This is a genomic window from Bacillus atrophaeus (assembly GCF_001584335.1).
GTDB lineage: Bacteria > Bacillota > Bacilli > Bacillales > Bacillaceae > Bacillus > Bacillus atrophaeus.
This window is the reverse complement of record NZ_LSBB01000023.1, coordinates 143273-157719: the sequence shown is the minus strand read 5'-3', so window position 1 is coordinate 157719 and position 14447 is coordinate 143273. Positions and strand designations below refer to the sequence as shown.

The following is a 14447-nucleotide window of genomic DNA, read 5'->3' as shown; positions in this document are numbered from 1 at the left end:
TATTTTATAGTGAGAGGTAGCAGAAATGGTAATTTCTTATAAATGTCCGAACTGCGGTAGTGATATGGTCTTTGACAGCGGATCAGGTATGCTGTCTTGCCACAGCTGCGGAAGACAGGATAATATTGAAAACCTGCCTGAAGAAAATATCACAACGAGGTTTTCTGAAGATGAAGCAAAAGAATATCAATGTGAAAACTGCGGGGCGGTTTTAATCACAGAGGCTGAAACGACAGCGACTACATGCGGTTTTTGCGGGGGAGCGGCTGTCCTGGCTGATCGATTATCAGGGAATCTTGCGCCCGCCAAGGTGATTCCGTTTACGATCAGTAAGGAGGAAGCGGTGCAGGCATTTCGAAAATGGTGCAAGAAAGGGCTTTTGACGCCGAAAGGCTTTATGTCAGCTGACCGAATTAAAAGCATAACCGGAATGTATGTCCCGTTTTGGATGTTTGACTTACATAGCAAAGTTCAAGTGAATGCGCATTGTACAAGGGTTCACCGTTATACTGAGGGAGATTATAATTGCACGGAGACAGAGTATTATGAGGCATTTCGTGATATTAATCTGGACTATCTCAAAATCCCTGTGGATGCTTCAGAAAAAATGAATGATGAATTAATGGACAAGCTGGAACCTTATTCATACGATGAATTGAAGGATTTTCAAACGGCCTATTTGGCAGGCTTCACTGCAGAAAAATACAATTATACTGATGATGAACTTTTCCCGAGGGCGGAAGATAAAATCAGCAGTTATATCGATTCTTATATAAGCTCTTCTTTTTCCGGATATACGACAGTGAATGTAAGGGACAAATATATCAATACTAAAAAAGTAAACAGCTTTTACGTTTTACTTCCGGTCTGGATGGTCAGTTACGATTATGAGCGGTCTGAACATATATTTGCGATGAATGGACAGACAGGGAAAGTTGTCGGCAAACCTCCGATCAGTTCAGGCAAAGTGGCAGCGTGGTTTAGCGGGATTGCCGGCGGGACGTTTATCGCCTTGAAACTCGTCTCACTCATGATGGGAGGCGGATTTTGATGAGCAGTTTTTGTAAGAAAGTCATTATCGCTTGTTTTGCTGTTCTTTTGCTGATGCCTTTACTGATAATCGGGACGGTGTCTGCGTCTGATCAAAAGCAGTATGTATATGATCATGCCAACCTATTAACAAAAGAAGAGATTGGGAAGCTTGAGGCGCTAGCTGATAAGTTAGGCGCCAAAAGGAAAACTGACTTTTTTATTATCACGACAAATGGCACGAACGGTGAAGACATTGCTCAGTATACCGGAGATTTTTATGATCAATATGGAAATGGCAGTACAGCTATTTTAACCATTGATATGAAAAAAAGAGAAGTATTTATCGCGGGTTTTAAAAAGGCTGAGCGGTATCTCGACAGCAGCAGGCTTAACAGTATTCGCAATACAATTTCATCGGATATATCCAGCGAACACTACTTTAAAGCGTTTAAAACATATATTACTCTTTCTTCTAAAGATATGGGCATAAAACCGGGAGTCAATCCTGATCTGATTTTGTTTAAGTGGTGGTTTCAGCTGATAGCAGCAGTTGCAGTGGCTGGTATAGCAGTAGCGGTTATGCTTTTTAATTCCGGCGGGAGGGTAACGGTTAACGGACAGACTTATATTGATAATCGTACGTCTGATGTCATCGATCAATATGACACATACATCAGAACAACCGTTACGAGAGAGAAAAAATCGTCAGATAAAGACAGCGGTGACGGCGGCGGAGTGACAAGAGGCGGAAGCTCATACAGCGGCAGCCGGGGAAGCTTTTAGAGAAAGAAGAATAGATGATAGAAAGGTAAGGATGATAAATGGGGTTTTTCAGAAATCAGTTAGCGAATGTAGTAGAATGGGAAGAATTTAGAGATGATATGATTTTCTATAAGTGGAACAACCGTGAGATTAAAAAGGGAAGCCGCTTGATCATTCGTCCCGGCCAGGATGCAATCTTTTTGAACAATGGAAGAATTGAAGGGATTTTTCAAGATGACGGCGATTATGATATCGAATCAGAAATTATTCCTTTTTTATCGACATTAAAAGGCTTTAAATTCGGCTTTAATAGCGGAATGCGCGCCGAGGTGTTATTTGTAAATACGAAGGAATTTACCGTCAGATGGGGCACGAAACATGCAATTAACATTCCGGCGGCAGGAATGCCGGGCGGTATGCCGATTCGCGCAAATGGTACATTTAACTTTAAGGTGCAGGATTATATCGGTTTAATTGATAAAATTGCCGGGGTCAAAGATCAGTACGTAGTAGAGGATATTAAAACTCGGATCACTTCTATTCTTGATCAGCTTCTTATGAAATGGATTACTAGAGAAGGAAAAGATATGTTTAATCTCCAATCCAATGCTTTTGATATTGCGAAGGGCATTAAAGAAGATTTAGATATGGAGCTGATCGGTGACGGAATGGCGATCACCGGTTTTCAAATTATGAGTTTCAATTATCCGCAAGAGGTTCAAGATATGATAACGAAAAATGCCTCCTACGGTATGGTTGGTGATGTGAATAAATACCAGCAAATTTCCATGACGGACGGGATGGCTTCCGGCAAGATGAGCGGCGGCGGAGCGGCATCCGATATGGCAGGAATGATGATGGGAATGAATATGGCCAACCAAATGATGAATCAAATGAATCAAAATCAGCCGGCACAGACATCAGCTTCATCAAACAATGCTCCTGGAGGCGAGGACAAGCCGAATTTCTGCCCGAATTGCGGAACGAAAACAGGAGAAGCGAATTTCTGTCCTAATTGCGGCCATAAGCTGATTTAGCGGTAAGTAACTACTATTAAAAGGCCGGGAGCTGTAGAGCTCCCGCCAGTAACAGATCATCCATAAGGGTGGTCTTTTTTTATGATTTACTTTAGCAGCTTGGGGCACTAAATGGAAAGACAATATGGGGTGGAGAATTGCTTCAGGATGGTAATCACCCAAGGTGAAGTTTCGGATATTTATCAGCGGATCATGATGTTCACTTTGTTTTCCCATTGCCTCGGTATTCGTGTGTCTGCTATGGCTTTGAGAAGACATGTTTACATCAGATTGGAGAAAAACTAAACTTTTTCGGGCTCGCCTCACGTCTATTTGTAGAAAGGGCTGGCAATACGTATCTATGCTGTTGTTACAAATCGACGAGAGAAGGAGGGAGCTGCATTAGCAGCAAAATGTTCATATCAAATACGAAAACCCATGATTTCGGGCAATCATGGGTTTTTCTTTCGTTATTTTATTGAATATATCGGTCTCCGACGAGAAGCTTCGATATGACTTTGGTGGGGATTTTAAACTCGGTCACTCCCATATACCCCGGGGCGACTTCATATTCATCAAACGAGATGACCAGTTTATGATCTTTCGTAATATAAAACGTTTGATCCGGATCTATGCTCTTGAAGGGATCCATATCCTCGTCTGTAATCCAATAGATTTTATTTGAATCAGCCTTCATTTGCTTTTGCATTTGTTCTTTAATATTTTGGCTGATCACTTTGATATAGCGGTCATCTTTAAATAAACTATTAAGTGTGATCAAAATTTCATTCTTTTTGTCAATGTTAATATAACGGCTTTGTGTGTATCCGGAAGCCTCGGTTTTTTGTATATCCCGCCGAACAGACAAGAGATCGGGGGTGTCGGTCACCGTTTCATAGTTGCTGTAAATATCAAGATGCCCCTGTTTATTTTTTGATGCTGACTTGGCAAATTCCTGATAAAGCTCTTTACTTTCTTTTATATATTTTTTGTTGATGTTCTCTTCGAGTGATTTGTTTGTAAGGCCTGACAGAGCAGGGGTTTTAACGTCAATGCTTAATTGGTTCCGTTCTTCTTTGAATTCATTGAATGTGACGACTTTTACAATTTTCCCGATTACAGGGATTTTAGACATGGCATGAGCAGCATCAGGATTCATATTCACTGTTGTTATAAATAGGATAGCTGCGGCAACTACTGCGGATGTTGGCCATAGAAATATCTTTTTCCTTTTTGGTTTTTGTTGAAATGCTCTTTCTATAATGCTGTCCAATTCTTTTGGGATGGGCACATTTTCATACTCTTCTCTTAATTTTTCTAATCTCTTGTCCATTAAGAAAGGTCCTCCTTAGTCAAATTGATGCGCAATAACTTTAATCCTCTGTATAGGCGTGTTTTGACTGTATTAATGTTTTCGTCTGTAATTTCAGCAATTTCTTCTATTTTTAAGTCTTCAAAAAATCGCAGGATAATGATCGTTTTATATTGGACAGGTAATTCATCTAAGGCTTCATGGAGGTCAATATCTTTGTAGGTATCTTCCTTTCCGTGGCTTAAAAATTCTAGCGTTTGATCATCCATAACCTTTATTTTTTTTTGCCTGCGCAAGAAATCAATAGCGGTACGGACTAGGATTTTATAAAACCAGCTTTTTACGGTATTAGGGTTTCTGAGATTGTCGACAGAAGCAAGCGCTTTTTGGATGGAGTCCTGCAAAACATCCAATGCGTCTTCTTGATTTTTTACATAGCTATATGCTAACCGGTAAAAACTTGCTTTATGGTCAGTAATGCATGTGACAAGCAATGTTTTATTATTCTGATCCTTCATTACGTTAAAGAGCTCCTTTTATTAAAATATACGTATCATCGGGCTGTTACGAAAGATAGACGGGAAAAGATTAAAAATAGTTTGCGGAGTGCAGCGCCAAATTTTTGTCAGAGATAAGACTAATACTGTTTATGCTGATTTTAGTATGGACATATTTGCTTAGCGCTATTTTAAAGAACTAGTCGAGCTGTGATGATTTGGCCCGGTGCTGTAAAAGAAAGGATGGCTTTTTATTATGATATGTAGATCGTGGCTTGTGAAGAAAAAAGAGACAAAAAAAACCCCGGTCACCGACCGGGTAAATCATTTGTTTGTATAGAGGAGATTTAGAGGTGTTCTAGTAGTGTTTCTTATGATAGTCATAGGATTTAACGTAATCATAATCTTTGTCATGATCATAATATTTCTTATAATCCTTTTTATCATGGTCGTAGTACTTCTTGTCATGGTCATAATACTTTTTGTAATAAGTTTTTTTGCAGCTATAGTACTCTTCTTTATATTTTTTGTAATAACCCATAGGAACCCCTCCTTTCAGGTTAGTCAATTTTAATATATGAAACTTTGATTACGTTGTTTGGACATTTACAATCATAAATAAAAAAAGGCTGTCTTTATTAGGGCACGATAGGGGAAATGAAAGCTAAGAGTGGAAAAAGCCGAATAGGGGATATTAAATTGAATTACGGCCAGCAAAAAGTCAAAAAAAGAAAGCCCTATTAAGGGGCTTTCAGCTTTTCAGATATTTATTTCCATTCTGCAATTGTATCTATCGGCAGACGGTATGAGGCGTATCCTTTATCGGCCGCTTTTCCGATGGAGAGGAGCATGACCGGTACATAGCGCTCTTTTTCTAATCCAAAGGCTTCTGCGATATTTTCTTTGTCGTAGCCGCCGATCGGGTTTGTGTCGTAGCCGTGTGCGCGGGCTGTCAGCATCAGCTGCATGGAAACGAGACCTCCGTCAATCAGGATGGTTTCCCGGTTCACTTGCGCCGGCAGTTTTTCGAAATGAGCAGTCAGAGCCGCGATTTGTCTATCTTTTACCTCTTGCGGCATGTAGCCGAGCTCTACGGCTTTTGAATAAATCTCTTCTAAATAGTCTGCGTTGTTCATGTCTGCAAATACAGCGATGACGGCAGATGATGTGGTAACTTGTGTTTGGTTAAAACTGGCAAGCGGTGCGAGCTTTTCTTTTCCTTCCGGGCTGTCGATGACGAGAAAACGCCATGGCTGTGCATTGACGGAAGATGGCGCTGTAGTAGCTTCCTCTAAGATTTCAGTCATCTCTTCTTTGCTTATTTTGACTGCCGGATCATAGCTGCGAATGGAGCGGCGTCCTTTCATAATCTCCATAAAATCATTTGTTTGTAATGTATTTCCCATGTTGAAACACTCCTCTTATGCTTTGATGTTGTTTATGTTTTTCTGCATTCGGGCCAGCACATCAATGAGTATGCGGCGTTCTTCTGCGCTGACATTTGCGAGCATTTCTTTCATAAAACGCTCTTTTTCTTTCTTGGAAGACTCAATTCGTTCTCTCCCTTGCTCCGTTAAGCGAACGAGTGTGATACGGTTGTCCTCCGGCTTTCTTCTTCTTGATACCATGCCTTTGGCTTCAAGCTGTTTTACATGTCTTGTGACGGCTGCGCTATCAATATTGACCTTTTTTTGAAGGTCGCTTTGACTGATTTCATTGGCATGATAAAGCAATGTGAGTAATTCCAGACGAGATTGGCTGATGCCCGTGCATGCTTCGAACTTCACACCGATCACTCTGTTTACGCATTGCATCTGATATAAAATCTCCGCTTCTTCCGAACAAAATGATGTCAAAACCCATCCCCTCTTTCTTGTCAGATCAATTAATTGATATATCAATGATTGACTCATCAACTAATATACACCCGTTTATCTATTTGTTCAAGTGTTACGTTTTACCTTTTGATTTTTATTTTGTTCAAGCTGCTTTGCCTTCATCCAGACCTTTTTTCTTTTTTATATGAAGAGCAATGCGAACGAAGTGCAGGTTCATTGGCAAAAGATCTATAGAACTTAAAGTAAAAGCTTATGGGGAAAGTTACTTATGTTAACGTGAGGTGATCAAGAGATGATCAACATTTATGAAAACATAATCATTTATAGGTGTTATTGAAGCGGTATAGCCATTTTATCGTGGAAAATTCTTATTTTATGAGTACATATTACATCAATAAAAAATTTTCTGAATTTTATATTGACTGAAAGCGCTTTTATAAGTATGATGATATCATATATAACAAAAAATTAACTATAATATAACAACTAATTAACTATAAAATACTAATTACAGCACAATAATTTGGTCATGTTTGAAATCGCTTTCACGAAAGGTCTTTGTGAACAGCCCGTTACATTATGTAAAACTTGCAGAAATTAAGGTTTGGATCGGGTCTGTCTGCATTATTTGCGGACAGGGTTATTTCAATGATTATGGATCAAGATTGATCAGGCTTTAATGTCTGGAAATTTCAAAAAATTCAATTATCCATTCTAAATACAAAAACAGGGGAGATAGATATGAATCAACAGGGTAATCAAAAGTCGTTTTTACATACTGTTATCTTAATCTCAACATTCGGAGGGCTTCTCTTTGGATACGATACCGGTGTTATTAACGGTGCTTTGCCGTATATGGCTGAACCGGGGCAGCTTAACCTCAACGCTTTCACTGAAGGTCTCGTCGCAAGTTCGCTTCTGTTAGGGGCAGCGCTCGGTGCAGTGTTCGGCGGGAGGCTGTCGGATTATAACGGGCGCCGCAAAAACATTATCTTTCTTGCCATTTTGTTTTTTATTGCAACACTTGGTTGTACCCTTGCTCCAAACGTTACGATTATGGTTATCTCCCGTTTCTTGCTTGGCCTTGCTGTAGGGGGCGCGTCAGTAACGGTTCCGACCTATTTAGCGGAAATGTCGCCTGCGGACAGCCGAGGACGAATGGTTACACAGAACGAGCTGATGATTGTGAGCGGACAGCTATTAGCTTTCACTTTTAACGCTATTCTTGGTACTGCCATGGGTGACAGCTCACATGTTTGGCGATTTATGCTCGCTATTGCAGCACTTCCGGCTGTCTTCTTATTTTTTGGAATGATTAAGATGCCTGAGAGCCCGCGCTGGCTTGTATCAAAAGGGAAAAATGGAGATGCCCTGCGTGTCCTCCGGCGGATACGTGAAGAGAAACAGGCAAAAGCGGAACTTCTTGAAATTGAGGCAGCTATAACGGAAGAATCAGAGGTTAAAAAAGCAACTTACAAGGATTTGGCTGTGCCGTGGGTCCGCCGCATTGTGTTTATTGGAATTGGAATTGCGATCGTGCAGCAAATTACGGGTGTCAACTCCATTATGTATTATGGTACGGAAATTCTTAAAAATGCGGGCTTTGAAACCAAGGCTGCGCTTATCGGCAACATAGCCAATGGACTTATCTCGGTTTTAGCGACGTTTGTCGGCATCTGGCTGCTTGGCAAGGTGGGCCGCCGGCCGATGCTGCTGACCGGTCTGATAGGAACGACAACGGCACTTCTGCTCATTGGTATATTCTCAACTGTACTTGAGGGATCGACTGCGCTTCCGTATGTCGTGCTTTCACTCACAGTTACCTTCCTTGCTTTCCAACAGGGAGCCATTTCACCGGTAACCTGGTTAATGCTTTCAGAAATATTCCCGCTGCGGCTGCGGGGGCTTGGTATGGGTTTCACGGTGTTTTGTCTCTGGATCGTAAACTTTTTTATTGGATTGCTGTTTCCTGTATTACTCGATAAAATCGGCTTGTCCAACACATTCTACATTTTCGTAGCTTTCGGAATCATTTCCATCACATTTGTGAAGAAATTCCTGCCGGAAACCAGAGGGCTTACACTTGAACAGCTGGAACATAATTTCCGTACGTATGACAGCCAAAGTGAAAAGAACGGCAATGAAGCGAATATTATCGGTTAAGGTGTCATAATGATAAGCGTTATAAACGCAGAGTAATCTGTAGAAAATAGAAAACCCGCGCTTTCTCAGCAGAGAAGCGCGGGTTTTGTTTAGATGATTGCTTAATTTGGTTTTACCAGGATTTTCACCTGGTCTTTCTCTTTAATAAGGGCTCCAAAGCCTTCATCAATTAAGTCATCTAAAACGATTTTTTTGGTTACCAGTTTGTCGGCTGAGAAATATCCTTTTTTCATTAAGGATAGTACGGAAGGGAAGATATCGCGGTAGCCGATAATCCCTTTGACTGTACGTTCTTTAATAACGATATCATTCGGAAGGATCTCAGCGCCTTTTTCCCAAATGCTGACGATCACCGTTTCACCGGCAATGGTTGTTGATTGGATCGCTTGCCGCAATACAACCGGAACTCCTGTTACTTCAAATGAAACGTCTACACCGCCGCCCGTGCGGCTGATGATTTCTTCAACGGCATCGCCGACTTTGGCCGGATCAATGATGATAGCTCCAAGTTCTTCCGCTTTTTGCTGACGTTCAGGGGACAGCTCAACAGCATATATTTCAGTTGCACCGGCTGCTTTAAGCGCTTCAATCACTAAAAGGCCGATCGGTCCGCACCCAAAGACAGCTGCTTTGTCACCGGCTTTAATCTTGCTGGAACGGACAGCGTAAAGAGCGACTGCGGATGGTTCAACAAGCGCCCCTTGCTCATAGGACAGCTCTTCAGGAAGTTTAAATAACAGTTCTTCATCAACGGCAACATATTCGGAAAAACCGCCTCCGCCTCCTGCTAAGCCAAGAAAGCCCATTTGCTCGTCCAGATTGTAGGCGCCTTGGTGCCCGTGGGTAGCGAAAATCGGTTCGACGACGACGCGATCACCGATTTTATAGTTTTCTACGCCTTCACCAATTTCAACAACTTCACCGGAAAACTCATGGCCCATCGTGACAGGCGCGACTTCCTTAGTAAGCGGATGTGGTTTTTCGACCGGGATAAAGATTGGGCCGCCTAAATATTCATGCAAGTCACTGCCGCAAATCCCGCACCATTTCACTTTGATTTTTACTTTGCCGGGTTCTGTTTTCGGTTCTTCAATGTTTTCAATACGGATGTCTTTTTGATTATGCCATCTTGCAGCTTTCATGGATTATCACTCCTCCGTTTTTTAAGACGAGTATTTACGCATTGTATCAATATGAACTTGATACTTTTCACAAATTCGACATTTTTAAAAACAAAAACAGGGAGAAACCTCTTATATAATGAAGGGTACGTTATTTTTAATAAAGATACTTTGGAAAAAAGAGTCTAGCACACTCTTTTTTCTTTAAAACAGAGTATTTCACTTGGTTTATAGCTGTGAATTTGTTTTGAATAAATGTGTTTAATGTCAGTCCATATTGAATGCGATGACTACTCTATATAAATATTATAACTCTAATTTTACTTTTATAATAGTATAATCTTCCATGCAATTTTCCTATTCGAGGAAATTGTATGTTCTTTTCTGATTGCTCAGATATGTTTCAGCTTGAATGCTATATATAGGAATACCTTGTGTTACATTTGTAATATTTAGAGATATTTGATTGATATAATGGTAAAAGTTTCTCCTTTTCTTGTAATATTTCTGTAAGGTGATTGAAATAAAATATCAGCGGTTCATAGTGTATAATTTTCCCTAGAAGAAAACATGTCGGGGGGACAAAAGCTTGAAGAAGTTATTTTTAGCGGCTTTTATTTTAGTAGGTAGTACACTTGGCGCAGTCGGTTTTTCAACTGAAGCCAGTGCGAAACATGTGAATGGAAATATTACTTGGTATAATGGAGTTGGAAAAAAAGGTTCTTCGGGCAAAAAGTTAGGACATTGGGATTGTGCTACAAAAATTGGTTTTGATGTTCCGAGAAACGGTACGAAAATTAAGGCGTACGCTAAAGCGAAACCTAAAAAAGTAATTACAGTATATAAAAATGATGTAGGCAGAATGCCAAATGCAGTATTGGATGTAAGTCCGAAAGCGTTTAAAGCGTTAGGTTATCCTTTAAGCAAAGGCAAAGTGTCAGGTCATTACAGCTATTAATAGATAATCTGAAAAGCAAGAATAACCGTTTCTTGCTTTTTTCTAATGGTGGAGATAAAAGATGAAAAAGACAATGGCGTTTTTCTCAGTTGGTATTGTGCTGGCGGCAGCGGTGATTTTCTCTGTGTATTGGTTTATGAATAAAGGTGAAGAGAAGGCAGATGTATCGGTCAGTGCGGCGGGCGGCGGAAATCTGCTTGTTTCCATTACAGATACCGATTTGTTAACAAAATATTATTTGAATGATAAAGTGCTGCATGAGGATAAACTGACGAGTTATCCGGCTTTTGCACTGGATCAGCAGCATGATGTGCTGTACTATACGGGCAATAATGATCAAAATGAGATGCGGCTGTTCAAACTTGATTTGAAGTCTAATAAAAAGAGTACGCTTTATAAAGGTGTGGAGAGCGCGGACAGCTTGTTTTTGTCAAAAGATCAAACGAAGATTTATTTCCGTCTCGGAAGCCCTGATGAAAGCAACTTCCGTCTCGCTTCATTTGATTTGAAGACGAAGCGGTATGAGAATGTGTTTCCGGCAGCGGATGATCAGGATGACAGTGTCAGCAGTTTCTTTTATAACAGCGATAAAGATTCATTGGCGCTGCTCCATTATTCTGTTGAAGAAGATTATAAAAAAACAGATGAAGCGAATGAGAAGGGCACTGACCCTGAACCGACAAAGATTCATTTTGCTGCCGGGAATCAAAACGAAATTGATGAACTGACGAGCCTTGACCAATTTATTAGTGATATTGCCGTTTCTGCGGATGGAAAAAGCATCTTGTTTACATCATATGTAGAAAAAGGCGCAGAACAAACAGCGAAAATCAATCTTATGAATGTGAAAACAAAAAAATATGAACCGATCATTTCTGACCAAAAAGACTTTACACTGTTAATCGACGCACAGCCTCAATTTTCCAAAGACGGCAAGACGATTTATTTTCTTGCGGAAGCTAAGGGGGCAAAACTGCTGAAGGATGAAACCGGACGCGAAGCAAAGGTCAGAACGGTCTATTCCTATAACACAGAAACGAAAAAGTGCCAAAAAGTATGGGAAAACCCGAACGGAATTATTAACAGTTATTCTGTGGTCAAGTAATAAGAAAAATCACTCAGTGCGATGCTGAGTGATTTTTGTTTAAGGAATGAGTTTTGAGCAAAAGACCCGAGGTATCTAATGAAGCGGAGGATCGGCACAGCCCAGGTGAGAAGTTCCGCGTATGCGTCTGCTGCAAGGTTGAACTTTTTCAGATCCTCTTTTTGGCGGTTTATTTTCAAGGCAATCACTCCTTTATTCACCAACATTTCATCATAATTAGGTAATTGGCGGTGCAGATATTTGCAGGAGAAAGATAAAAGACCCCGCATATGAAAATGGAGGTCTTTGCTGTTCGTCTATTCACGCTTCGAGAGAATTCATGAGGCGATTGAGGCGGTTCCGGTGATGCGTTTATATGCAGCATTCCATCTTGAATCGCGGATGCTTTTCTAAAAGGGAAGTGCTAACTTGTTTTCGTCTGGCTGTTGTTTTGCAGATTCACTAATGTACGGACGCCGTCGATCATTTTACTGCCGCACAATGGGCATTCCGGTGTATCACTGCTGGCAAAGTTTTTTCTGGTCCAGCCATTACAGTCTTCTTTCGTACACTCCCATGTGGTTACTTCTTCTTGAGGCAGAGGTTCTTGATTACGTTTGTTATAGTAAGACATAAAGTCACTTCTTCCCTAATGAATTTTACTGCACATCTTTATTGTCTCATACTTTCCTCTATTCTCCTAATTCCTTTTTCTTTATTGCTTTCCAGCGAGTTCTTCTAAAAATGAAAGCAATTCGCCGTTAAACGCGTCAGGCTCCTCTAAAAATGGGCAATGGCTGCTTTTAGAAAAAGTCACGAGTTTAGATTGCGGTATTTTGTTATGTAGATATTCACCCGCTTTTGTTGAGAAAAACTTGTGATCCTCGCCAAAGCAAATCAGTGCAGGCACTTGAACGTTTTGCACGGTGTCACGATAATCCGCTGCTGTTTGGTTAAATAAAATCGTGCTGGCAATGGCGGCGGGCTGTTTCCTGATTTCCCTAAGCATCCACTCTTCTTCTTTTGCGGCAGGCGGTTCTGCGAACATATTAGCGATGAAATTTTTGTAAAATGGCAGCGGATCTGTTTGAATGGATTCCATGGCTGCTGTTAATCCCGCAAAGTCAAATGCTCCGTGCTCCCAGCCTTCCCAATTGTAATCGGAAGCCGACTGATCAACGATGGTGACGGCTTGTATCTTATCATGCCCAAATTGATTGATATAATCCCATACGACAAAAGCGCCCATTGACCACCCGACAAGCACCGTGTTTTCGAGCTGGAGTGCCTCTATAAATTGCCTCACATCTTTAGCATATTCAGAAATCGTGTGTCCATGAAGAGTTTTTTCCGACTCGCCGTGTCCTCTTAAGTCGAGGCGTATGCATTGGTAATTATTTGATAAGGCGGAGAATTGTTTGTGAAAAAACTCCCCGCTCATTAATACTCCGTGGATAAAGAGTATGGGAGTGCCTTCCCCATACATTTCGTAATAAAGCTGTGTGTGATCCTTAAGAGTGATATAAGGCATATCGAGCGTTCCTCCTTTAATTTGTACCAGAAGAATGATGGGCTGAGTGAGCGGCAGCGGCTGTGCTGATGATCGCAGCGGTTGAAGCGGCTTGCTGGGCTTGGAGAACGGTTTCAATCACCGCGTATAAACCTGACTCCGCGATCAGATTTTTTTCTATGGTATCGCCCATGAAAAGACTGACGGCTATTTTGAAATTTATATCTTTATGCCATTTAAGGGCCTTTTCTTTATTAAGAAGCTGAACCGTTTCTATGACTGTGCTGATGTCTTTTTCAGGTTCTTCAAGAAATGTGAGTAAACCGATGTCGGGATAGTGAATATCTTTAGGTTTTTTGTATAATTCATTGATAGACCGGAACATCTCGTGGCAGCGTCTGACAAGTTCATCTGTATCTTTTTCTTGGTGCAAGGCAAGGATCTGGCTTAGAAATTGAAGATTCTGGCCTTTTTTAAAACCTGCGGCGGAGAGCTTTTGATAAGAAGATTCCGCTTGTTCCATCAATGCGGTTTTTTCTTTGTCGATTCCAGCGAGCATTACGGCGAATGGGTAATTTTGAGTTGATGTCAGGAAATAATGCTGCTGCTTCATCAGCTGATAAATGGATGAAACGCCTGACATGATTTCTTTGGCTGTTTTTTGTTCAGACTTTCCGGTCAGCACAATTAAGGCAGACAGATAGGTGAAAATATCTCTTTTGAAGCCCTGTTTCAGCATGTCTTCGTAAAGATCACTAAATGCCTGAAATTGTTCCTTTGCTTTATCTTGAAAATGAATGTCAAGGATGGAGGCGATGGTAAAACGGTGATGCGAATTCAATGTGGAAAACATGCCGACATTTGCCTTGATATAATTGCTAAGGTCTTAAAAACGCCGAAAATCAAATTCTCTTTTATTCACAATATATGCAGATGCGGTGAGCATTAATAGTCCTTCATGTGCGATTTTCCATTTTAAATGTTTTTTCAGTTCGGTATAAATGGAGATGTAGTTGTTTACGTTGTTTTGCAGTTCTGATGTAAGCATAGGGGCGGCTCCTTTCTATATGTCCTATTACGTATTACGGGGAACAGCTTTTGAAAGTTTCATTTTTGGGAAGACAATAAAAAAACTTGCCGGAAGCCGGCAAGTT

15 protein-coding genes and 1 pseudogene are annotated in these 14447 nt (G+C 40.8%); 6 read left to right on the top strand and 10 right to left on the bottom strand.

What is annotated here, in order from left to right; genetic code table 11:
• Positions 1-25: 25 nt before the first annotated feature.
• Genes AXI57_RS20075 through AXI57_RS20065 form a run of 3 tightly spaced genes read left to right on the top strand, consistent with a single transcriptional unit; the run spans position 26 to position 2831 of the window.
• Positions 26-1051, top strand: coding sequence for a TFIIB-type zinc ribbon-containing protein (locus tag AXI57_RS20075; protein WP_061671092.1), 1026 nt, complete (start codon positions 26-28; stop codon positions 1049-1051).
• Positions 1051-1815 carry a TPM domain-containing protein gene (locus AXI57_RS20070; RefSeq protein WP_061671091.1) on the top strand — a complete coding sequence of 255 codons (765 nt, stop codon included), beginning with the start codon at positions 1051-1053 and terminating at the stop codon, positions 1813-1815. Before AXI57_RS20075 ends, AXI57_RS20070 begins: the two co-directional genes overlap by 1 nt.
• Before the next feature lie 38 nt (positions 1816-1853).
• Positions 1854-2831, top strand: a complete 978-nt coding sequence (locus tag AXI57_RS20065; protein WP_061671090.1) for an SPFH domain-containing protein — start codon at positions 1854-1856, stop codon at positions 2829-2831.
• A gap of 454 nt (positions 2832-3285) precedes the next feature.
• Here the strand turns inward: AXI57_RS20065 and rsiV are convergent, their stop codons facing one another.
• From rsiV to AXI57_RS20040, 5 genes are all read right to left on the bottom strand, one after another.
• Positions 3286-4143 (bottom strand): anti-sigma-V factor RsiV, encoded by an 858-nt coding sequence (rsiV, locus tag AXI57_RS20060; RefSeq protein WP_013390411.1) that lies wholly within the window; start codon positions 4141-4143, stop codon positions 3286-3288.
• Positions 4143-4640, bottom strand: a complete 498-nt coding sequence (locus AXI57_RS20055) for an RNA polymerase sigma factor (protein WP_003328506.1) — start codon at positions 4638-4640, stop codon at positions 4143-4145. The genes rsiV and AXI57_RS20055 overlap by 1 nt, the downstream gene beginning before the upstream one ends.
• Before the next feature lie 337 nt (positions 4641-4977).
• Entirely contained in the window at positions 4978-5160 is a 183-nt protein-coding gene (locus AXI57_RS20050) for a hypothetical protein (RefSeq protein ID WP_003328505.1), read from the bottom strand.
• A 226-nt stretch (positions 5161-5386) separates the two neighbouring features.
• The gene (locus AXI57_RS20045) at positions 5387-6025 is read right to left on the bottom strand and encodes a nitroreductase family protein (protein WP_003328504.1); all 639 of its coding nucleotides are present in this window, start codon (positions 6023-6025) and stop codon (positions 5387-5389) included.
• A 15-nt stretch (positions 6026-6040) separates the two neighbouring features.
• Positions 6041-6535 (bottom strand): MarR family transcriptional regulator, encoded by a 495-nt coding sequence (locus AXI57_RS20040; RefSeq protein ID WP_087941822.1) that lies wholly within the window; start codon positions 6533-6535, stop codon positions 6041-6043.
• Positions 6536-7198: 663 nt separating this feature from the next.
• Here AXI57_RS20040 and AXI57_RS20035 point away from each other — a divergent pair.
• Entirely contained in the window at positions 7199-8620 is a 1422-nt protein-coding gene (locus AXI57_RS20035) for a sugar porter family MFS transporter (RefSeq protein WP_061671089.1), read from the top strand.
• 101 nt (positions 8621-8721) lie between these two features.
• On the opposite strand, the gene AXI57_RS20030 is transcribed toward AXI57_RS20035, so the two are convergent.
• On the bottom strand, positions 8722-9762 hold the full coding sequence (locus tag AXI57_RS20030) for a 2,3-butanediol dehydrogenase (protein WP_003328501.1): 1041 nt from the start codon (positions 9760-9762) through the stop codon (positions 8722-8724).
• Positions 9763-10330: 568 nt separating this feature from the next.
• Between AXI57_RS20030 and AXI57_RS20025 the strand changes: the two genes are divergently transcribed.
• Together AXI57_RS20025 and AXI57_RS20020 are read left to right on the top strand one after the other, a co-directional pair.
• On the top strand, positions 10331-10699 hold the full coding sequence (locus AXI57_RS20025) for an RlpA-like double-psi beta-barrel domain-containing protein (RefSeq protein WP_003328500.1): 369 nt from the start codon (positions 10331-10333) through the stop codon (positions 10697-10699).
• Positions 10700-10760: 61 nt separating this feature from the next.
• Positions 10761-11804, top strand: a complete 1044-nt coding sequence (locus tag AXI57_RS20020) for a PD40 domain-containing protein (RefSeq protein ID WP_061671088.1) — start codon at positions 10761-10763, stop codon at positions 11802-11804.
• Here the strand turns inward: AXI57_RS20020 and AXI57_RS20015 are convergent.
• The 4 genes and pseudogenes from AXI57_RS20015 to AXI57_RS20000 form a co-directional block, all read right to left on the bottom strand.
• Positions 11786-11983 (bottom strand): hypothetical protein, encoded by a 198-nt coding sequence (locus AXI57_RS20015; RefSeq protein ID WP_061671087.1) that lies wholly within the window; start codon positions 11981-11983, stop codon positions 11786-11788. The two genes, AXI57_RS20020 and AXI57_RS20015, sit on opposite strands and share 19 nt — an antisense overlap.
• Positions 11984-12207: 224 nt before the next feature.
• Positions 12208-12417 carry a cold-shock protein gene (locus AXI57_RS20010; protein ID WP_003328497.1) on the bottom strand — a complete coding sequence of 70 codons (210 nt, stop codon included), beginning with the start codon at positions 12415-12417 and terminating at the stop codon, positions 12208-12210.
• Positions 12418-12498: 81 nt separating this feature from the next.
• Positions 12499-13314: an alpha/beta fold hydrolase gene (locus tag AXI57_RS20005; protein WP_061671086.1), complete on the bottom strand. Its 816-nt coding sequence runs from the start codon at positions 13312-13314 to the stop codon at positions 12499-12501.
• Positions 13315-13330: 16 nt separating this feature from the next.
• Positions 13331-14341: pseudogene (locus AXI57_RS20000) on the bottom strand (DUF4003 family protein).
• Between the last annotated feature and the right edge of the window lie 106 nt (positions 14342-14447).